Here is a 19,658-nt window from a genome sequence, read left to right as displayed (position 1 = left end):
ATGGTAGCAAAAAGAATCAGAACAAAAATTGGAGATGTCTTTTCTGTGAAAGTATCAGAATCCGGTATAAAGTATTTCCAACTGATAGCATTTGATTTAACTCTATTTAATAGTGATGTTATCAGAGCTTTCGAAAAGGTGTATACTTTGGATGAACATCCTACTTTATCAGAAATAGTGAATGGCGAGGTAGAGTTTTATGCTCATTGTATAACCAATTTGGGTCTTAAACTCTCTTTGTGGGAGAAAGTGGGAAGTATCGCTGATGTAGGGGATACAAGTCATATTTTATTTAGATATTCAAGTGATGGAGCTCTTAAATTAGGAGAAGAGCCGGTTAAGATATCATATAGATGGCGCGTATGGCATATCAATGACAAGACCTTTACTGATGTTGGAAAGTTAGAGGGAGAAAACAGAAAAGCAGAAATTGGGCTTGTTGTAAGTCCTTGGGATATTGTAGATCGTATAAAAACGGGAAAGTACAATTTTTGGCATCCTGATTTTGAATAACTGATCATTTGTCTTACCCTGATATAGGTTGTCTGATTAAAGATAATTTATATCAGGGTATTTTATATATTGGAATGTTTATTTTATAAATGTTTACCAACTCTACCTGTTCAATACAGCGTACATTCTGTGCAAGCCTCTTTCCTTACCAACCAGAACCGACAAGGACTAGCGCATTACCTTACTTTCTACCCTAAATTGAGCGTGCGTATCTATTCCCTTTCTGGGGACAGCCTCACCTACCGTCAGGACTATGCGACAGGTACTCTCGACTGTACGCAGACTACTGACGAGGACGGACACATCACCCTGGAATTCAAGGACCGGGCTACGGACCGGGTACTCCTTTCACGCGTAATGGACGGGGAGGTGCTGCTCGATACCTATTACGTTTATGACAACTACGGGAATCTACGGATGGTATTGCCTCCGGCAGCTTCGGACTTGCTGACCTCGACCACTACCCCCGCTTCATGGACCGAGACTGCGGCAGCCATCCAAAAATATGCTTACCTCTACAAATATGACGGCCGGAACCGTTGCATCTACAAGAAACTTCCCGGTTGCGATCCCGTCTATACAGTGTATGATTCAGCCGACCGTCCTATCTTCGTACAGGACGGAATGCAACGTTCCAAAGGGGAATGGTCCTTCAGCATACCCGATGTTTTTGGAAGGATCGTCTTGACGGGAACCTGCAAGAATACGCTGAATCATGCAAATGATCCGTTAAAGAACGTAGTGGTGAAAGCTACCCGGTTAACAGGCACGAATCAGACTAATGAGCTGAAAGGATATACGCTTCCCTCAAAAGTCGCCTTGACCACCCCTGTTATATTGAGCGTAAATTATTATGACCGGTATAACTTTATAGGATCGAATGGAATTCCTTAGATATTTACTGCCTACGACTTCCCGGGAAATCCTACGCAAGTCAGGAAAGTACATACTGTCGGGTCGGACACCCGGACAGAAGTATATGTTCATACCTATGACCCGGCGGAACGTCTGTTAAAAACAACTTACCAATTGGACAATGCCGCGGCGGTGACTCTGGTGGATAACACCTACGATGAAGTGGGACGTTTGAAGTGGGACAGGCGAAACGGGAATGCTAGGCTGAAAACGGAGTATGCTTATAACATTCGTTCTTGGACGAAGAGTATTACAGGGACGCTGTTCAGTCAAACGCTGAATTATCAGGAGGCAATAACGGGGAATACCCCTTGCTATAATGGCAACATCAGCAGTATGTTGTGGAAGGCAGGAACGGAAACGAGCCAAAGAGGTTATCGTTTCACGTATGACGAGCTTTCCAGATTGAAGGATGCCCTCTACGGGGAAGGCGCTACGCTTGCCGCTAATACGAACCGATTCAATGAGCAGATTACCGCTTATGACAAGATGGGAAATATCTTAGGCCTGAAACGTTACGGGCAGACGGCTGCAAACAGCTACGGGCTGATTGATAATCTGACTTTGACGTATAACGGTAACCGGTTGCAGGCGGTAAAGGACGTTGCCACAAGTTCGGTTTATGGTAATGGAACAGAATTCAAAGACAATTCCAATCAGACGGTGGAGTATACTTATGATAAGAATGGTAACCTGACTAAAGATTTAAACAAGAATATTAGTAGTATCGGGTATAATTTTTTAAATTTGCCTGATCAGGTAATCTTTGCGGATGGTAACAGCGTGCAGTATGAGTATGCTGCTGACGGAACGAAGCTTCGTACGGTACATAAGACGGGGGCTACTGCCTTAACGACGGATTATTGTGGAAATGCGATCTATGAGAACGGGGTGTTGAAGATGTTGCTCAATGATGCGGGTTATGTCAGTTTCCCGGATAGGAAGGTTCATTTCTATTTGAAGGATCATCAGGGTAATACTCGTGTGGTAGCAGATAAGGATGGCAATGTTGAGGAGACGAATGCGTATTATCCTTTTGGTGGTACTTTTACATCAACCAATAGTGTTCAGCCTTTTAAGTATAATGGTAAGGAGTTGGATACGAGGAATGGATTGAGCTGGTATGATTATGGGGCGAGACATTATGATGCGGCGATAGGGAGGTGGCATGTGATGGACCTGATGAGTGAGAAAAACAGTGTCATGAGTCCGTATGTTTATAGTGTCAATAATTCCGTGAATTATATAGACCCTATGGGCTGTGATACTGTGCCTGATGATGAAATCTGGGATTACAATTTACTAAACTTTAGAACTAATGGTATGGGGTTATTAGCAGAGGAATTTATTCCTATAAAAATAAAAGGAGGAGTTAAATATATACTACGTGAATTTGTTTCTGGAGAAAATAAAGGGAATTATGCTGCAATTGAATTATATGGAAAAGATCCTGAAACAGGATTTGATTTATACGAATATAAATATGTAGTAGGAGAAAGTAAAGTAAAAGATTTTAAAAATGGTGATACAGATCCAACAGGCTTTCAATATAATTTTGTGAGATGGGCTGCAGATAATGGTGTAAATGGAAATGAAAATGTTTATCAGAACATGTTTAGAGGTTATTTGCAAATAGTAAAAAATCCTATGAACTGGATTCCTACACCATTAGATCCTACGAATCTAATTCCAAAATCTTGGTACACGATAAGTTCTCCTTGGAATAGATTCCAGATGTTAAATAGAGGTAAATATACTATAGAAAATTATGGGACACATCAAAATGCTTTAAAAAATAGAAGTTTAGATTATCAAAAATGGAAACAACAATAGTAAATGAACAATCTTATAAATTAGAAATATCAGAGAATGGTATTTGTTTGTATTTATGGGGCGAAGAATCCAATAAAGTGGCAACTAATTTGCTACTAATTCCCCCTATAATTATAAGTTTTATACTTATAGGTTCATTTGTCTATATGGCAAGTCTTGGGGAAGGAATACCTATAGGATTTCTTATTTCCTGCATTGTTGGCTTAGGTACTTCAGCTTATTTTATGAAGCTATTTCTATGGAATAAATATGGACAAGAAGTGTTTTTACTTGAAAAAGATAAATTCATATCGTATGATGATTATAATTTTTTTAAAGACAACTATCAATCTCATGGTTCATCTTTGTCTCAGTTTTATATAGTAAACGGGATGACTTTATCAAAAGTACCTAAAAAACTTTATTCTAAATATAAGAATGGAATGTTCCAAATTGCTTTTTTAGTAAATGGTGTACGTATTGTTTCTAAAAATAAACTACCTATTGAAACTATTATGAAGATAAGAGAAGCTATTGATCACTGGAAGTAGACTCAAATATTCCCAAGAGTGTCTTACCCTGATATAGGTTGTCTGATTAAAGATAATTTATATCAGGGTATTTTATATATTGGAATGTTTATTCTATAAATGTTTACCAACTCTACCTCTTTCAATACAGCGAAAATCCTGTGCCAACTTCTTTCCTTACTAACCAGAACCGACAAGGACTGGCGTATTACCTGACCTTCTACCCTAAATTGAGCGCGTATCTATTCCCTTTCAGCGGACAGCCTCACCTACCGTCAGGACTATGCGACAGGTACTCTCGACTGTACGCAGACTACTGACGAGGACGGACACATCACCCTGGAATTCAAGGACCGGGCTACGGACCGGATCCTCCTTTCACGTGTAATGGACGGGGAGGTGCTGCTCGATACCTATTACGTTTATGACAACTACGGGAATCTACGGATGGTATTGCCTCCGGCAGCTTCGGACTTGCTGACCTCGGCCACTCCCCCCGCTTCATGGACCGAGACTGCGGCAGCCATCCAAAAATATGCTTACCTCTACAAATATGACAGGCTTTCCAGGTTGAAGGATGCTCTCTACGGGGAAGGCGCTACGCTTGCCTCAAATACGAACCGATTCAATGAGCAGATTACCGCTTATGACAAGATGGGAAATATCTTAGGCCTGAAACGTTACGGGCAGACGGATGCAAACAGCTACGGGCTGATTGACAATCTGACTTTGACGTATAATGGCAATCAGTTGCAGGCGGTAAAGGACATTGCCACAAGTTCGGTTTATGGTAATGGAAGTGAATTCAAAGACAATTCCAATCAGACGGTGGAGTATGCTTATGATAAAAATGGTAATCTGACTAAAGATTTAAACAAGAATATTAGTAGTATTGGGTATAATTTTTTAAATTTGCCTGATCAGGTAATCTTTGGGTGGTAACAGTGTTGAATATGAATATGTTGCTGACGAACTAAGCTTCGTACTGTGCATAAGACGGGTGCTACTACCTTAACAACGGATTACTGTGGGAATGCGATCTATGAGAATGGGGTGTTGAGGATGTTGCTCAATGAGGCGGGTATGTGAGTTTCCCGGATAGGAAGTTCCATTTCTATTTGAAGAATCATCAGGGGAATGTAAGGGTTGTGGCGGACAAGGATGGGAATGTGGAGGAGACGAACAATTGCTATCCGTTTGGTGGGACTTTTACTTCTACGAATAATGTTCAGCCTTACAAGTATATTAAAGTACAAAAAGGCGTGTCAGGCTGCTGACACGCCTTTTCATTAATCTTTATCTGCAACGAACCGGCCTTCTTCTCAGTCTTCCTTATCCAGAGAGTCAGTATACTCCATTTCTCCCTGAACCACAAAAAGAATTTCTTCAGGATCAAACTCACCCATTTCGTCCTTTTTGGCTTCTTTCACGATATACTCAACAATAGCATCCAAGTCTATCTCAACGTAGCCGTCTGCATCAGGTTGAGCATCAAGGATACCACTTTCTGAATAGTATTCGTCAATTAAATCGAGAAAATAGTAAAGCTCATCGTCCGAGAACTTCTCTTTCAGTTCTTGCGGCAGATAATTCCTAATGTATTCGACGGTCTTTTCGTCATCAACATCCTCAAATAAAAATTCGTCTTCCACTCCCATGATTTTTTAAGTGTTAAGTGATACATTTATAAGTATAATGAAAACTTCCTTTACAAAAGTTTCTTCACTTTCTCCACAAATACCGGTTTGCCGACAGCACCTACCTGCTTATCAACAACTTCTCCATTCTTAAAAAACAGAACAGTCGGGATGTTACGGATACCGTATTCAGCAGCCACATCACTATTTTCATCTACATCACATTTACCGATGAGTACCTGTCCTTCAAATTCGATTGCCAATTCCTCTATGATAGGAGCTACCATTTTACAAGGGCCACACCAAGGAGCCCAAAAATCTACCACAACCGGCTTACCTTCTGCAATAAGCTCTTTATAGTTGCTATCTGTAATTTCTAAAGCCATTTTATTTAAATATTAAGTGTTAATTATAAATGATTCCTAATTGATTTCCGCTACAAATATAGTCAATTTATACGGAAAGCTAGTTCAGGACGCTCTTTTAAATAAGTTATTAAATCTCTACCGACCGAAAGTTTTATAGGACGAGAGATTAAATCAACCGACATACGATTGGCATCAGAATCATCCGTTACTTTAAAATAAAGTTCCGTTTTACCGGGATGCTCCTTTGTTAATGTAGCCAATTCTGTTACTAATCCCGAGTTGAGTATTGATAAAGGAATCAATATAGTGATTTTCTGTATCAACTCTTCTTTTACGTCCGGCAACAGTTCCATTGAGGTTATTTTTATCTCTAATTCATCCTGTCGCCATTGCTTAGGCTGGCAACGAGCTTTGATATACAGGAACGTTCCTTCATTCAGATATCCCTGATAAGTCACCCAATCATTTCCCCAGAATGGCAGTTCGGCAGAACCGGAATAATCTTCAATCTTAGCAATTCCATACGGATTGCCGTTTTTACTAACACCTCTTCGCACACTGGTTACAATACCTCCCATTGTTATCTCACGCCTTGCTAAATCCGCTTTATTATCCAACTCGGCCATGCGTGTATTACAAACATGTTCCAAAACAATAGAAAATTCATCCAAGGGATGAGCCGAAAGGTAAATACCAACCAAATCACGCTCACGATTCAAACGATCCAGATCACTCCAACGCTCCACATCTTGAGGGATTTCAGGAGTAGCCACATCAATCACATTTTCACCGCCAAAAAGAGAATTGACAGCTGCTGATTTATCCGCCTGATAACGGTTACCATAGCGCATTAATGTTTCCAGGAACACTTCACCCTTTGAATTAACAGCAAAATACTGTTCACGTTTTAACTCCGGAAAACTGTCAAAACCTCCGGCAAGTGCCAGGCATTCCATATTTTTCTTGTTACAAGCATTCAGATTGACACGTTGCACAAAATCAAAGATACCTGTAAAAGGCCCGTTCTTCTCGCGTTCCTCCATTATACTTTGTACGGCAGCTTCACCTACGCCTTTCACTGCTCCCAATCCGAAACGGATATTACCATCATGGTTTACCGTAAACTTAAGGTTACTCTCATTCACATCCGGTCCCAGTGTCTGAATCCCCATTGCCTTACATTCGTCCATCAACTTGGTGATATCGGTAATATTCGACAAACTTCGGCTCATCACAGCCGCCATATATTCCGGTGGGAAGTTTGCTTTCAGATAAGCAGTTTGATAAGCAACCCACGAATAACAAGTAGCATGTGATTTATTGAAAGCGTAAGAAGCAAATTTCTCCCAGTCGGTCCAGATCTTCTCAAGCACCTTCGGGTCGTGACCGTTCTTTCGACCGCCTTCGATAAACTTTGGTTTCATGTGATCCAGTTTATCACGCAGCTTCTTACCCATCGCCTTACGAAGCGCATCCGATTCGCCACGGGTGAAGTCAGCCAACAAACGTGACAAAAGCATCACCTGTTCTTGATATACAGTAATACCATACGTATCTTTCAAGTACTTCTCCATCACCGGAATATCATATTCGATCGGCTTACGACCATGTTTACGATCGATAAAGTCAGGAATATAATCCATCGGTCCGGGACGATAGAGAGCATTCATGGCAATCAAGTCCTCAAAAGTAGAGGGCTGCAACTCACGCAGGTATTTTTGCATACCGGCAGATTCAAACTGGAAAGTACCAATGGTACGTCCATCACTATATAGCTTATAAGTAGCAGGATCTGTAATATCTATCTGGTCTACATCAATCTCCAGGTTACGACTCAAACGGATGTTTTCGACTGCCTCCTTTATAATAGAAAGAGTCTTCAATCCGAGAAAGTCCATCTTTATCAATCCCGTATCCTCAATGACTGAACCTTCATATTGAGTAACGAGCATTTTCTCTCCCGTTTCCTTATCGTCCGCCGTACTTACAGGTACCCAATCGGTGATATCATCACGACAAATAATTGTACCACAAGCATGTACGCCTGTACCGCGAACGTTTCCTTCAAGCATTTTAGCATACTTAATCGTATCCCTTACCAGAGGATCGGAAGATGCCTCAGCAGCTTGTAATTCCGGAACATATTCAATAGCATTCCGTAAATTCAGTTTCTTATCGGGGATTTTATCCGGGACCAGCTTTGCCAAACGATCAGATTCGGAAAGAGGTAACTTCTGCACACGCGCAACATCTTTGATTGCCAGCTTGGTTGCCATCGTACCATAAGTAATGATGTGGGCTACTTTCTCCTGACCATACTTATTAGTCACCCAACGAAGTACCTCACCACGACCATCATCATCGAAATCGACATCAATATCAGGCAATGAGATACGGTCCGGATTCAAAAAACGCTCAAACAGCAAATCATACTGGATAGGGTCGATCTTTGTAATCCCCAGACAGTATGCAACAGCCGAGCCGGCAGCCGAACCACGTCCCGGTCCTACCGATACCCCCAATTCCTTACGGGCAGCATTGATAAAGTCTTGCACAATCAAGAAGTATCCCGGGAAACCCATCGTCTTCATGATGTACAACTCAAAATTCATACGTTCCTTAACCTCATCCGATAGAGGTTCACCATATATTTTTTTGGCTCCGTCAAAAGCCAACTTGGCCAGATAATCGCCTTCCAGTTTGATACGGTACAATTTATCATATCCCCCTAGACGCTTGATTTTTGCTATTGCATCTTCCTCGCTCAAGACTACATTACCATGTTCATCCTGAGTGAATTCATCAAAAAGATCTTTTTCCGTAAATTTCTTCCGATATTCTTCTTCTGTTCCGAATTCTTCAGGAATGGCAAAAGTAGGCATAATAGGAGCATGGTCAATAGAATAGATCTCCACCTTGTCCAAAATCTCTAACGTATTGCTCAAAGCTTCGGGTACATCCGCAAAGAGTTCATTCATTTCCTCACGGGTTTTCATCCACTCCTGTTTGGTATATAGCATACGGGACGGATCATCCAAATCCTTACCTGTACTCAAACAGATCAATCGGTCATGTGCTTCGGCATTTTCTTCATCAACAAAATGGACATCGTTGGTACAGATCAACTTTATGTTGAACTTCTGTGCATATTCCTGCAAGTACTTGTTTACTTTTACCTGTAACGGGTAACATTCGTGATTAGCACGAGGAACCGTTGCCTGATGCCGCTGCATCTCCAGATAAAAATCATCGCCGAACAGATTCTTATACCATTGGATGGCTTCTTCTGCTTCAGCAAACTGATCATTAGTAATCCGTTTGGGTATCTCTCCACCCAAACAAGCCGAGCATACAATCAACCCTTCGTGATACTTTTCCAACTCACTACGGTCGGTACGTGGACGCATATAGTATCCACGTGTCCACGCGTGCGATACTAATTTAATAAGGTTATGATAACCTTTCTCATTCTTGGCTAACACAATCAAGTGATAGCCACTTTGATCGGGTTTACCTTCTTTCAGTTCCATTGTGCGGCGTGCCACATACATCTCACAACCGATTATCGGCTTGAAAATCTTATTCTCCGCCTCTACTATTTTAGCTTTGCAAGCAGCAATCTCCGCTTCTTTGTCCTCACACTCTACCGTACCTGCTTCAATTCCTGCAATTTTCTTTTTCAGATCCTTGATTTCTCCTTTCGGACCACTGTTTTTCTTATTGACGTAGTTCGTAAATTCCTTGATACCGAACATATTCCCATGATCGGTCACGGCAATACCTTTCATTCCATTTTGCATGGCTTTATCAACCAGGCGAGCTACGCTAGCTTGACCATCCAAAAGAGAATATTGCGTATGGACGTGTAAATGAACGAAATCCTGCATAATGATAAGTAGTTAAATTGAAGGCATAAAATTACTACCTCCCTTGTTATAAACAAAAATAATCCTCAAAAAGTTATCAACACTTGCATTTCTATGCTCATTTACTTGCTGATTTTTTAAATTAAGTATATTTTTGCACACAATATCATTAAACAGTATTCATGGGCCGACTAAAGAAATTAAAAAAGATACGTATTCACCACGAAGGAACACATATATTATGGGCTAGCTTCTTGCTATTGCTACTAATCAATGCGGCTCTTTATTGGGGAATTGATTGTAAGATACCTTTTTACGTAATGGCAGTAGCCAGTATTGCAGTTTATCTGCTAATGGTCAATTTCTTCCGTTGTCCTATCCGTTTATTCGGAAAAGATACAGAAAAAATAGTTGTTGCTCCTGCTGATGGTAAAATTGTTGTTATCGAAGAGGTAGAGGAGAATGAGTATTTTCACGATCGCCGATTGATGATCTCCATTTTCATGAGTATCGTAAATGTACATGCCAACTGGTATCCGGTAGATGGTACCATTAAGAAGGTGGCACATCACAACGGTAACTTTATGAAAGCTTGGCTGCCGAAAGCCAGCACAGAGAATGAGCGTTCTACAGTAGTCATCGAAACCCCTGAAGGAGTGGAAATACTTACCCGCCAGATTGCCGGAGCCGTAGCACGTCGTATCGTTACCTATGCAGAAGTGGGTGAAGAATGCTACATTGACGAACACATGGGATTTATCAAATTCGGTTCACGTGTAGATGTATATCTCCCTATCGGCACAGAAGTCTGTGTCAGCATGGGACAATTAACTACGGGTAACCAAACGGTTATTGCCAAACTTAAATAATTCGGTCACAATGACAAATGTTATTAAGAACAACATACCAAATACAGTAACCTGCCTAAACCTTTTCTCCGGCTGTATCGCTTGTATCATGGCTTTCGAAGCCCAATATGAGATGGCACTGCTTTTCATCATTTTAAGTGCTGTTTTCGATTTTTTTGACGGTTTGCTGGCACGTGCTTTAAATGCTCATTCTGTAATTGGAAAAGACTTGGATTCTTTGGCTGACGACATTAGTTTCGGTGTGGCTCCTTCAATGATCGTATTCTCTTTATTTAAAGAGATGTACTATCCGGCAAATATCAGTTTTATAGCAGCTTATCTGCCGTATACCGCTTTCCTGGTTTCTGTTTTTTCAGCATTGCGTTTAGCTAAATTCAATAACGACACACGTCAGACCAGTTCTTTTGTAGGTCTGCCGGTCCCGGCAAATGCTTTGTTCTGGGCTTCTCTAGTAGTAGGAGCACACGATTGGTTAGTTTCAACTAACTGCCATCCTGTCTATCTGTTGATTCTGGTTTGTCTGTTTTCATGGTTACTTGTGTCAGAAATTCCGATGTTTTCTTTGAAGTTTAAGAATTTATCATGGAGCAGCAATAAAATAAGTTTCATTTTCCTGATTGTATGTATTCCATTCCTCATTTTCCTAGGTATAAGTGGGTTTGCTGCAATCATCGTCTGGTATATTCTACTTTCACTTTTTACAAGAAAAAGTAAATAAACAATCTCTTGGCACGTTTGTTGTACTATAGATTTCATCAATGTACAATATAAAAATCATAGCCCAATGTATATAATTTTATTCTTCCTTATATTTCTAGGTGTTATTATCTTATTTGGTCTTTCAATTGTTGGAGCCATTTTAAGAGCTATTTTCGGATTTGGACGAAGTTCTTCCTCTCGACCAAGACAAACCGGATATAATAATAGCAGCCAGCAACAACGTTCCGGTTATAATTCTGCAACCAATAATTCATCCGGTAATGCGGAAGAAGTTGTCACTGACAATAATAAGCCTCACAGGCATAAGAAAATCTTTTCTAAAGATGAAGGTGAATACGTAGATTTTGAAGAGATAAAGGAAGATAAATAATTAATTATGATCTTTCCTTACTGATTTGATCATGTATTTAAATAAGTGTCTTTCACTTTCGTTTAGACAAAAAGAAGTCTTTCATCAACCTTGCACATTCATCTGCTAACACGCCCTTTATTACAGTTGTTTTGGGATGCAATGCCTGAGTTGCATATTTTTGATAACCACGCTTTTCATCCTCGGCACCAAAAACCAGTTTCCCCATCTGCGCCCATGCAATAGCACCTGCGCACATTACACAAGGTTCTACTGTAACATATAGCGTACATTCGTTCAAATACTTACCTCCCAGCACGTTGGCAGCAGCAGTAATCGCCTGCATCTCAGCATGAGCAGTTACATCATTCAAAGTTTCTGTAAGATTATGTGCACGTGCAATAATCCGCTCTTTACAAACCACTACAGCACCAACAGGAACTTCTCCCCGTTCGCCTGCTTTGCGTGCCTCAATCAGAGCTTGTTTCATAAAATAGGTATCGTCCAGCATAATATCAACGTCTCATATCGTGTTCTCCGAAAAGTGTAGGGTAATCTTCTTCCATATTTTTATGAATAAACATGAGAATCGTTTCACGAAGCCAACGCGATTTGTTCGTTATCTTATATTTCTCCAGATAACGATCAACAATCTGCTGTTCATCTTCGCTTAACAAAATGCTCATACGTCGTTCCCGTTTAACACTCTCGACGTGCATCTTCAAGCACTTTTTACTTCTTTTTCTCATATCATCTGCAAAATTACTTTTACTTCTGTAAAAACAAAGAATAAAAACAGTAAATTTGCGAAAAAAGATGGCTGAACATAATGAATTAGGGAAGGCTGGTGAAAATGCCGCAGTTGCTTATCTCGAGGATAACGGTTACGTCATTCGGCATCGAAACTGGAGAAAAGGACATTTCGAACTGGATATTGTTGCGGCAAAAGATAACGAGTTAGTAATCGTGGAAGTCAAGACTCGTAACAACACACAATTTACCATGCCGGAAGACGCTGTTGATCTACCCAAAATAAGACGAACTGTACGCGCTGCCGATACTTATATAAAATTATTTCAGATCGATGCCTCCGTACGTTTCGATATCATTACGGTAGTGGGCAACAAGACCGATTTTAAGATAGAACATATAAAGGAGGCATTTTATCCTCCTCTGTTTTAATAAAGTATATGTATGAATGTAGAAATAATCAGAGAATATTGCTTGAGCAAAAAAGGAGTAACTGAGTCTTTTCCTTTTGATGATGTATCACTCGTCATGAAAGTGATGAATAAAATGTTTGCTCTTATCGATTTAGAAGAAGCAAAAACAATTTCATTAAAATGCGATCCAGATCGGGCTATCGAACTACGTGAGCGTTATTCCGGGATAGAAGGAGCCTATCATTTCAATAAGAAATACTGGAATAGTGTCCGTTTTAACAGTGATGTGGATGATAAATTAATGAAAGAATTGGTTGATCATTCCTACGAAGAAGTTATCAAGAAGTTTACTAAAAAGTTACGTGCCGAATATGATGCTCTCCTCTGATAAATTTCCTTTCCACGTAGTTCATTTGAACGAAACAAGTTCTACAAACAGCTATCTGCAAGCACTTTGCAGCCAACAGGCAGTAGAAGAACTAACTACAGTCATTACCGACTTTCAAACAGCCGGAAGAGGTCAGCGTGGCAATTCCTGGGAATCACAGATCGGTAAGAATCTTCTATTCAGTTTTGTCCTCTTTCCAAAGTTTCTGGAAGCACGTCGGCAGTTTCTTATTTCCCAGATTATATCTTTAGGAATTAAGGACGAATTGGATATTTATACTACGGATATCTCTATCAAATGGCCGAATGATATTTATTGGAAAGAGAAAAAAATATGCGGTATGCTGATTGAAAATGATTTGATGGGAAAACTGATTAATCAAAGCATTGCAGGAATTGGTATCAATATTAATCAGAAAGCATTTTTCAGTCAGGCTCCAAATCCTGTATCATTACTACAGATTACTCAGAAAGAATACGATATATTTACAATACTAAAAAACATTATGATCCGTATTCAGGATTATTACACTTTACTTCGACAAAATCAGGTTGAATTGATTGCCAACCGTTATAAAGAGTCTCTTTTCAGAAAAGACGGTTTACATCTGTATAGAGATGCTAATGGAATATTTCTTGCACGTATTGTTCAGGTAGAACCGGAAGGAAGATTAATATTAGAAGATGAAGGACTGAAAAAGCGAGATTATATGTTTAAAGAAGTAGAATATATCTTAGAAAGATAACTAGTTATAAAACAAAACATTATCTTTGAGGAAAATATTATACTAAGAAAGCTCTGATTTATGAAAACAAGATTAATTTTCTTATTACCACTATTACTTTTATTTATTAATTGTACTGATTCTGATACAGATTCCAGTTCATTGAAACTTTCCGAATCTACTTTTAAAAATGTAGATGGAAACGGTGAGACATTAAGAATAAATATTGAAAGTAATTCTGCTTGGAAAGTAAGTAGCGATCAGCAATGGTGTATCCCTTTTAAAGAAAAAGGAGATAGCGACGGAGAATTAGTTCTATCTGTTGTCGCCAATCTGGATGGTAGCTCCAGAGATGCTACGGTAACAATTATGAGTAGTAAAGCCAGCAAAAAGATTCAAATAAATCAGAAAGCTTTAAACAGTACAGCTAAAGAGTATCACTACAAGCTTCCAGTTATCTTTCATGTCTTTTATGAAGACAAGGCAGATGCCTTGCAATATGTCAATCCAAACATTCTTTCCGAGATACTCACAGAGGTCAATAAACTTTATAAAGATGCCAATAAAAGTATAGATATGAATCTGACTTTTACACTTGCAACGATTGATCCCGAAGGGAATAAGATGACTACTCCGGGCGTGGAATATATTAAATGGCCGGAGAGTTATTCAATAGACTGTGAGAAATTCATGGAAGACGAAACTAAAGGATATGTAAATTATCTATGGGAACCTAACCTTTATATTAATGTAATGGTTTACAATTTCAAACGGACTAAACCCAATACTATTATTTTAGGTATATCCAACCTACCCTTTTCCACCAAAGGAAAGAATTTTTTGAAAGGACTTGTCGAGACAGACAAATCATTTCTCAGGAAAAGTAATTTGAAATTTCCGTATTGTGTATCCATCAACAGTATTTATATCAACGATCATACCATGGATGGAAATATTAATGCCACTGTAGCACACGAACTTGGACATTATTTAGGATTACATCATGTATTCAATGAAAGAAACGGTGAAACAGTAAATGCTTGTATCGATAGTGATTATTGTGAAGATACTCCCCCTTATAACAAGTTTGAATATGATAATTTCGCAAGAGAGAATTACGGTTCCTCTTTCTCGATACTCGCTCTACGGGTTAATTGCAATACGGGAGAGGAATTCACCTCGCGCAATATAATGGATTATTCTTATAGTTATTTGAATCAATTTACTTCTGACCAATTCGCGCGTGTCCGTCACGTATTGATGTATAGCCCATTAATACCAGGGCCCAAGATAGGACAATCTACAAGTGCACGTGCTGCAAGCGATGGACCACTTGATTTGCCAATACGTATTGTGAAATAAATAACAGAAAAAGAAAGAGGTGAACCGTATCAACGATTCACCTCTTTCTCTATAGATAGTATCTTATCCAACGTCTTTTTAGCTTCTGTAGAAGGAAATTTCTGAACTACTTTTTTCAAAGAAGCCCTTGCCTTCTCATATTCAGTGGAAAACAGCCGGAACAATCCATCCCGATAACGCGCATACTGCATCTTTGTAGGAGAAGAAATCTTATTATATTCATTTTCCATTTTCTTCTTTTCCTGTTCTCCCATCAAAAAGTAATAATTACCCAGAAAGATATTTGCAGCCAGATTATCGGAATCAACCTTCAGTAATTGCTCATAGATACGCAAGGCATCTTTCTCTTGTCCCCGGCAAACCTGCATCTCAGCACAGGCCTCGAGATAATCAACATTACCGGGACTTTTCTGTAACAATTCCTTATAAAACAAATATGCTTTATCATAATTACGGTTCTTTTTAAAAGCTGTCGCCATCTCATTCGCCAACTTGGGACAAATGAGACTATTCTTATCCACAGTTGTCCAGTAATACATTTCAGATCGGTTAATTTCCAATTTGATAGCTTGACGAAAATAACTAACAGCCTGTCCCTGCTGATCTGCTTCGATAGCAGCTGATACCTTAGACAACATATCTTCTACCGTTTGAGCATTCAGCATCAACGGCATTGTCAATAAAGAGAAAAAAAGGATAGTTAAGGTTCTCATAATCTGTTATATTGTCATTTAGTTTGCAACATCACAAAGATACAATAAAAAACAAATATTGTTCGAGGAATAAGCATTTTATTTAAGTGTTTGTTCAAATCCTCCTCAATAGTAAATTCATTCATTGTTGAAGTTATGAATCTTCCCTTCGTGTTAAAAAAAAAGAGATTCTTCCCTTTATTCTGAATGACAGATACTTCTGCTTATCATTATTGAACAACCTCACTTTGCCTTAGTAATAGCAATACAGGACAATAGAGATATAAACTAATAAGTATTTTACAATTCATGATACGTAAACCCTTATTAATTATTAGCTTCAAAGCTTGAGATAAAACTATCCAAAGTTTGCCCTTCACTAGGTTTGGCATTATAGCGTCGGGCCAATCTTACAAATTCAGCCCAAGTTCCATCTTCTATAGATTTCTTTCTATTACGCACACTTTGTAAGTATAACAGTTGCATACTCACTCGCTCTACACGTTCTTTTATTGTATCGTTTTCTGCATCTTGTTTGGCACCATTAATAATCGAAAAGCCTTTCTGAATAAACTCATCAGAGTATATTGGATCATTCTCTCTAATATAGATACCAAAGTGAGTCTGCGGATTAACCAACGACTGACAAAGTAGGTAATATTCCATAATTTTTGGTGCTGCGTTACCATAGTAACCATCTATGAAATCTTTTACCAATACGTTAACATCCTGTTGTGGATTCCATAAAAGTTTATTTGCCACCCATGCCTTCATCTCGTCAAACTCGGCTCCACCGGATTGATATTGTGCTTCTTCGAAGACACCAATGACATTATGTTCACGAAATGCTTGAATATTTGGTCCCAGCACCTGAAAGTTCGGCCATGGAGCTATGTATTGGGCATAATCGACAATATAATCCCAAATAAACAGATGAGGAGCTATTTTACTCCAAGCCTTCATATCGTCTACAAATGCTTTATTCTGAGGACATTCTGCTGTAATCGGATGAGCAAAGCAACACTCTATACTACATAAGCGTACTACTACGTTGTCCTTTGGACGAATACCTACAGGTGGTTTACGGGAATACTGATAAGCAAAAGTACCAATATATTTCTGTGGAAACAACAATTGGGCTTCGTCAGCAACTTGATTTACAAACCATATAATAAGCCCTGAATGACCACCATAGCGCTCTTCCATGGCCTTGCAATTAGGACATTCACAGAAAGACTGATTATCGTTTTGTGAAAGACTAAATATTCTGTATCCCGGCAACGATTTCATCTTTTCAAATAACCGTTTCTTGCAAATGTCCAACACATTAGGATTCGATAAACATAGCTGTCCATTATCAATACGTTTACCATTTCTTAGTGCGAAATATTCCGGATGTTCTTTGAAAAATTCTTTAGCTGTAACCAGCTGTCCCATGGTATGTGCATTCCAGTATGCTTCTATATTTCCATATAAATTATCTACCGGTCCCCATTTCATATTTTCTTTATTGTGTGCACTCCACTGTGACACATTTTCTGTCACAAAATAATTAGAATAGCGATATTGAATAGCAGGCTCCTCGCTATGATGTAAAGTAACAAAATTCCATTTCTTTAGTTTGGGCACTTTTGTGCAATTTGGTGTGTACCATCGCACTCCAAACTGATCTTCCAGAAAACTAAATACTCCATACATGGTGCCACGCTTACTACCTCCATATATGATCAGATGCTTCCCCTTATTACAGTAAGTGAAACCCTCATAGTCAGGTGTGATATCTTGTTTTCCAACAAGTTGGCTGACTCTATCATTATAACCTACAAATATCTTTGGACCATTAGAATTCAGCGAGTTAGTAATAGGAAGTTCTACTCCACCTATCTGCTTAATGTATGCTTGTAACTCCTTAGCAGCAGTTTGTTCGGATGAAGAGGCTTCAGCAGAGATAGCTATCTGATATTTTGATTTCCCATTTTTGAACAGTATATTACTTGCCATTGTACTCGTTGTGCAAATCAAAACACTGCATAATATAATAATAAATTGCATACTATTCTTATCTCTCATATATAAAGAAACTATTATGGTTTAACAAAGGAATTTATCAGCGGGCCGTTGTTATCTTTCTTCCTTTTAAATATAACGATCCAATCGTATGTAAAGAATCACGGAGTATTATGTATAGACCAGACTGATAAACAGTGGCAAGTTATAGAAAATCCTTCAGATAACAAAGAACATAAACCTAAACATCCTCTTCATTTTCTTTTTTATGCCAATACGCAGTCCCTAAAGATATTTTGAGATTTGACAAGAAGTAAAAGCAAGTCCGGCAAAGATATATATAGAATCATATACATGCTATGCCAGACATATGCAAACAACACGCTTATTATTATTTATTTCCCTTCACTAAATATTGCTCTTCCTTATATGTAAATGTCACAAACAGAAATGCCAGCGCACAAGCTATCAACATCATGATGAAATACCAATTCCATCCAAATTGATCAACTACAAATCCGACACCTATATTAGCCAGTAAAGCTGTACCAAAAAAATAGCCGAAGAATCCGGTCAGACCGGCTGAAGTTCCCGCTGCATTTTTAGGGGCAAGATCCAAAGCCTGAACTCCGATCAACATGACAGGACCATAGATTAAGAAACCAATCATGATCAGGCAGATAACATCGATCATGGCATGTCCCGAAGGATTAAACCAATAGATAGCAATAAATATGGCAGTCAGCACCATATAAATCATAATCGTAATGGCACGACGTCCTTTAAAAATCTTATCACTCAACCAGCCACAAATAATTGTCCCCGGAATGGCTGCAAATTCATAAGCAAAATAAGCCCAGCCAATATCCTTTAAGTTATACCCTTTCACATTCTGCAAATAAGTAGGAGCCCAATCCAGACAACCATAACGTACCATATAAATGAAAGCATTAGCAATCGCTATAAACCAAAGAGTACGGTTATTCAAGACATATTTGAAAAAGATCTCTTTCGTCGTCAGTACCTCTTCACTCTTAGCACTATAGTTTTTCGGGTAATCATTTCGATATTTCTCAATGGAAGGCAATCCACAGGATTGAGGAGTATCACGGATCAACAGATAAGCAAGTATAGCAATAAATAGAGCCACAAAAGCCGGAAAACAGAAAGTTCCGAAACGCCAGCTTCCCGACCAAATCAGTCCATAAGCCGCCATTGGTCCTACCAACGCCCCTCCTACATTATGTGCACAATTCCAAATAGACATCTTAGTCCCCCGCTCTTTGATCGAAAACCAATGGGTCATCACCCTCCCGCAAGGAGGCCATCCCATCCCTTGAAACCAACCAATCAGGAACTGAAGAATAAACATCATAATAATGGATGATGTCCCCCATTGAGTTCCCAGAACAAAGGTTACTCCGGCTGCAAGCAACAAACCCAATGGAAGAAACTTCCGGGCATCACTGCGGTCAGAAACACTACCCATTAAAAACTTAGACAAAGCATAAGCTATGGCATTGGCAGAAATGGCAAAACCAAGAGCTGCGTGGTCATACCCCATCTGCTCTAATTCCGGCATAGCCATCGTAAAGTTTTTACGTACCAGATAATATCCGGCATAGCCCACAAAGATTCCTATAAAGACTTGTAAACGAAGCCTTTTATACTGTTTATCAATTTTTCCTGCCGGTATTTCAGCCTTAAAAGCAGGGGGAGTGAGAAAGTGTGACATAGTATATC

19 protein-coding genes and 1 pseudogene are annotated in these 19,658 nt (G+C 39.1%); 12 read left to right on the top strand and 8 right to left on the bottom strand.

The window, feature by feature from the left end; genetic code table 11:
- The 5 genes and pseudogenes from EJF25_RS13540 to EJF25_RS25720 all read left to right on the top strand — a co-directional run.
- Nucleotides 1-513 (top strand): hypothetical protein, encoded by a 513-nt coding sequence (locus EJF25_RS13540; protein WP_125041595.1) that lies wholly within the window; start codon nt 1-3, stop codon nt 511-513.
- Between the two features lie 129 nt (nt 514-642).
- Nucleotides 643-1,407 (top strand): hypothetical protein, encoded by a 765-nt coding sequence (locus EJF25_RS13535; protein ID WP_125041594.1) that lies wholly within the window; start codon nt 643-645, stop codon nt 1,405-1,407.
- A gap of 135 nt (nt 1,408-1,542) precedes the next feature.
- A complete protein-coding gene (locus EJF25_RS26340; RefSeq protein WP_306308333.1) occupies nt 1,543-3,261 on the top strand; it encodes an RHS repeat domain-containing protein in 1,719 nt (572 codons plus the stop codon).
- Complete coding sequence (locus tag EJF25_RS13525; protein ID WP_125041593.1) at nt 3,246-3,791, top strand: hypothetical protein; 546 nt, start codon at nt 3,246-3,248, stop codon at nt 3,789-3,791. The genes EJF25_RS26340 and EJF25_RS13525 overlap by 16 nt, the downstream gene beginning before the upstream one ends.
- A gap of 426 nt (nt 3,792-4,217) precedes the next feature.
- Nucleotides 4,218-5,014 (top strand): annotated as a pseudogene (locus EJF25_RS25720) (RHS repeat-associated core domain-containing protein); the annotation flags it as partial.
- A gap of 78 nt (nt 5,015-5,092) precedes the next feature.
- On the opposite strand, the gene EJF25_RS13515 reads toward EJF25_RS25720, so the two are convergent.
- From EJF25_RS13515 to dnaE, 3 genes are all read right to left on the bottom strand, one after another.
- The gene (locus tag EJF25_RS13515) at nt 5,093-5,428 is read right to left on the bottom strand and encodes a hypothetical protein (protein ID WP_125041591.1); all 336 of its coding nucleotides are present in this window, start codon (nt 5,426-5,428) and stop codon (nt 5,093-5,095) included.
- A gap of 50 nt (nt 5,429-5,478) precedes the next feature.
- Nucleotides 5,479-5,793, bottom strand: a complete 315-nt coding sequence (gene trxA, locus EJF25_RS13510) for a thioredoxin (RefSeq protein WP_125041590.1) — start codon at nt 5,791-5,793, stop codon at nt 5,479-5,481.
- Nucleotides 5,794-5,855: 62 nt separating this feature from the next.
- Entirely contained in the window at nt 5,856-9,662 is a 3,807-nt protein-coding gene (gene dnaE / locus EJF25_RS13505; protein ID WP_125041589.1) for a DNA polymerase III subunit alpha, read from the bottom strand.
- A gap of 161 nt (nt 9,663-9,823) precedes the next feature.
- On the opposite strand from dnaE, the gene EJF25_RS13500 reads away from it, so the two are divergent.
- From EJF25_RS13500 to EJF25_RS13490, 3 genes are all read left to right on the top strand, one after another.
- Nucleotides 9,824-10,510: a phosphatidylserine decarboxylase family protein gene (locus tag EJF25_RS13500; RefSeq protein WP_125041588.1), complete on the top strand. Its 687-nt coding sequence runs from the start codon at nt 9,824-9,826 to the stop codon at nt 10,508-10,510.
- A 10-nt stretch (nt 10,511-10,520) separates the two neighbouring features.
- A complete protein-coding gene (pssA, locus tag EJF25_RS13495; protein WP_125041587.1) occupies nt 10,521-11,228 on the top strand; it encodes a CDP-diacylglycerol--serine O-phosphatidyltransferase in 708 nt (235 codons plus the stop codon).
- Nucleotides 11,229-11,294: 66 nt separating this feature from the next.
- Nucleotides 11,295-11,600, top strand: a complete 306-nt coding sequence (locus tag EJF25_RS13490; RefSeq protein ID WP_125041586.1) for a DUF4834 family protein — start codon at nt 11,295-11,297, stop codon at nt 11,598-11,600.
- 52 nt (nt 11,601-11,652) lie between these two features.
- Here the strand turns inward: EJF25_RS13490 and EJF25_RS13485 are convergent, their stop codons facing one another.
- Both EJF25_RS13485 and EJF25_RS13480 read right to left on the bottom strand, forming a co-directional pair.
- A complete protein-coding gene (locus tag EJF25_RS13485) occupies nt 11,653-12,090 on the bottom strand; it encodes a nucleoside deaminase (protein ID WP_125041585.1) in 438 nt (145 codons plus the stop codon).
- Nucleotides 12,091-12,094: 4 nt separating this feature from the next.
- Nucleotides 12,095-12,328, bottom strand: coding sequence for a hypothetical protein (locus EJF25_RS13480; RefSeq protein WP_025074073.1), 234 nt, complete (start codon nt 12,326-12,328; stop codon nt 12,095-12,097).
- Between the two features lie 67 nt (nt 12,329-12,395).
- Between EJF25_RS13480 and EJF25_RS13475 the strand changes: the two genes are divergently transcribed.
- Genes EJF25_RS13475 through EJF25_RS13460 form a run of 4 tightly spaced genes read left to right on the top strand, consistent with a single transcriptional unit; the run spans nt 12,396 to nt 15,216 of the window.
- Nucleotides 12,396-12,761, top strand: a complete 366-nt coding sequence (locus EJF25_RS13475; RefSeq protein ID WP_125041584.1) for a YraN family protein — start codon at nt 12,396-12,398, stop codon at nt 12,759-12,761.
- Between the two features lie 12 nt (nt 12,762-12,773).
- Nucleotides 12,774-13,130, top strand: coding sequence for an MmcQ/YjbR family DNA-binding protein (locus EJF25_RS13470; RefSeq protein WP_125041583.1), 357 nt, complete (start codon nt 12,774-12,776; stop codon nt 13,128-13,130).
- Nucleotides 13,114-13,875: a biotin--[acetyl-CoA-carboxylase] ligase gene (locus tag EJF25_RS13465; RefSeq protein WP_125041582.1), complete on the top strand. Its 762-nt coding sequence runs from the start codon at nt 13,114-13,116 to the stop codon at nt 13,873-13,875. The genes EJF25_RS13470 and EJF25_RS13465 overlap by 17 nt, the downstream gene beginning before the upstream one ends.
- 60 nt (nt 13,876-13,935) lie before the next feature.
- Nucleotides 13,936-15,216 carry a zinc-dependent metalloproteinase lipoprotein gene (locus EJF25_RS13460; RefSeq protein WP_125041581.1) on the top strand — a complete coding sequence of 427 codons (1,281 nt, stop codon included), beginning with the start codon at nt 13,936-13,938 and terminating at the stop codon, nt 15,214-15,216.
- A gap of 29 nt (nt 15,217-15,245) precedes the next feature.
- On the opposite strand, the gene EJF25_RS13455 is transcribed toward EJF25_RS13460, so the two are convergent.
- From EJF25_RS13455 to glpT, 3 genes are all read right to left on the bottom strand, one after another.
- Entirely contained in the window at nt 15,246-15,929 is a 684-nt protein-coding gene (locus tag EJF25_RS13455) for a tetratricopeptide repeat protein (RefSeq protein ID WP_125041580.1), read from the bottom strand.
- A gap of 306 nt (nt 15,930-16,235) precedes the next feature.
- The gene (locus tag EJF25_RS13450) at nt 16,236-17,909 is read right to left on the bottom strand and encodes a glycoside hydrolase family 20 protein (RefSeq protein WP_160119416.1); all 1,674 of its coding nucleotides are present in this window, start codon (nt 17,907-17,909) and stop codon (nt 16,236-16,238) included.
- 397 nt (nt 17,910-18,306) lie between these two features.
- Nucleotides 18,307-19,650, bottom strand: a complete 1,344-nt coding sequence (glpT, locus tag EJF25_RS13445; protein WP_125041578.1) for a glycerol-3-phosphate transporter — start codon at nt 19,648-19,650, stop codon at nt 18,307-18,309.
- Nucleotides 19,651-19,658 lie beyond the last annotated feature (8 nt).

The organism is Bacteroides faecalis (assembly GCF_003865075.1).
Classification (GTDB): domain Bacteria; phylum Bacteroidota; class Bacteroidia; order Bacteroidales; family Bacteroidaceae; genus Bacteroides; species Bacteroides faecalis.
Note: the sequence above shows the minus strand (reverse complement) of the source record. Positions and strands in the feature narration are given on the sequence as shown.

Coding starts and splice junctions, on each gene's coding strand:
- EJF25_RS13490 (WP_125041586.1), top strand. CDS start 11,295: ATGTATATAATTTTATTCTTCCTTATATTTCTAGGTGTTATTATCTTA.
- EJF25_RS13450 (WP_160119416.1), bottom strand. CDS start 17,909: ATGGCAAGTAATATACTGTTCAAAAATGGGAAATCAAAATATCAGATA.
- pssA (WP_125041587.1), top strand. CDS start 10,521: ATGACAAATGTTATTAAGAACAACATACCAAATACAGTAACCTGCCTA.
- EJF25_RS13480 (WP_025074073.1), bottom strand. CDS start 12,328: ATGAGAAAAAGAAGTAAAAAGTGCTTGAAGATGCACGTCGAGAGTGTT.
- EJF25_RS13500 (WP_125041588.1), top strand. CDS start 9,824: ATGGGCCGACTAAAGAAATTAAAAAAGATACGTATTCACCACGAAGGA.
- EJF25_RS13540 (WP_125041595.1), top strand. CDS start 1: ATGGTAGCAAAAAGAATCAGAACAAAAATTGGAGATGTCTTTTCTGTG.
- EJF25_RS13455 (WP_125041580.1), bottom strand. CDS start 15,929: ATGAGAACCTTAACTATCCTTTTTTTCTCTTTATTGACAATGCCGTTG.
- dnaE (WP_125041589.1), bottom strand. CDS start 9,662: ATGCAGGATTTCGTTCATTTACACGTCCATACGCAATATTCTCTTTTG.
- EJF25_RS13475 (WP_125041584.1), top strand. CDS start 12,396: ATGGCTGAACATAATGAATTAGGGAAGGCTGGTGAAAATGCCGCAGTT.
- EJF25_RS13485 (WP_125041585.1), bottom strand. CDS start 12,090: ATGCTGGACGATACCTATTTTATGAAACAAGCTCTGATTGAGGCACGC.
- EJF25_RS13515 (WP_125041591.1), bottom strand. CDS start 5,428: ATGGGAGTGGAAGACGAATTTTTATTTGAGGATGTTGATGACGAAAAG.
- EJF25_RS13525 (WP_125041593.1), top strand. CDS start 3,246: ATGGAAACAACAATAGTAAATGAACAATCTTATAAATTAGAAATATCA.
- EJF25_RS13465 (WP_125041582.1), top strand. CDS start 13,114: ATGATGCTCTCCTCTGATAAATTTCCTTTCCACGTAGTTCATTTGAAC.
- glpT (WP_125041578.1), bottom strand. CDS start 19,650: ATGTCACACTTTCTCACTCCCCCTGCTTTTAAGGCTGAAATACCGGCA.
- EJF25_RS13460 (WP_125041581.1), top strand. CDS start 13,936: ATGAAAACAAGATTAATTTTCTTATTACCACTATTACTTTTATTTATT.
- EJF25_RS13470 (WP_125041583.1), top strand. CDS start 12,774: ATGAATGTAGAAATAATCAGAGAATATTGCTTGAGCAAAAAAGGAGTA.
- trxA (WP_125041590.1), bottom strand. CDS start 5,793: ATGGCTTTAGAAATTACAGATAGCAACTATAAAGAGCTTATTGCAGAA.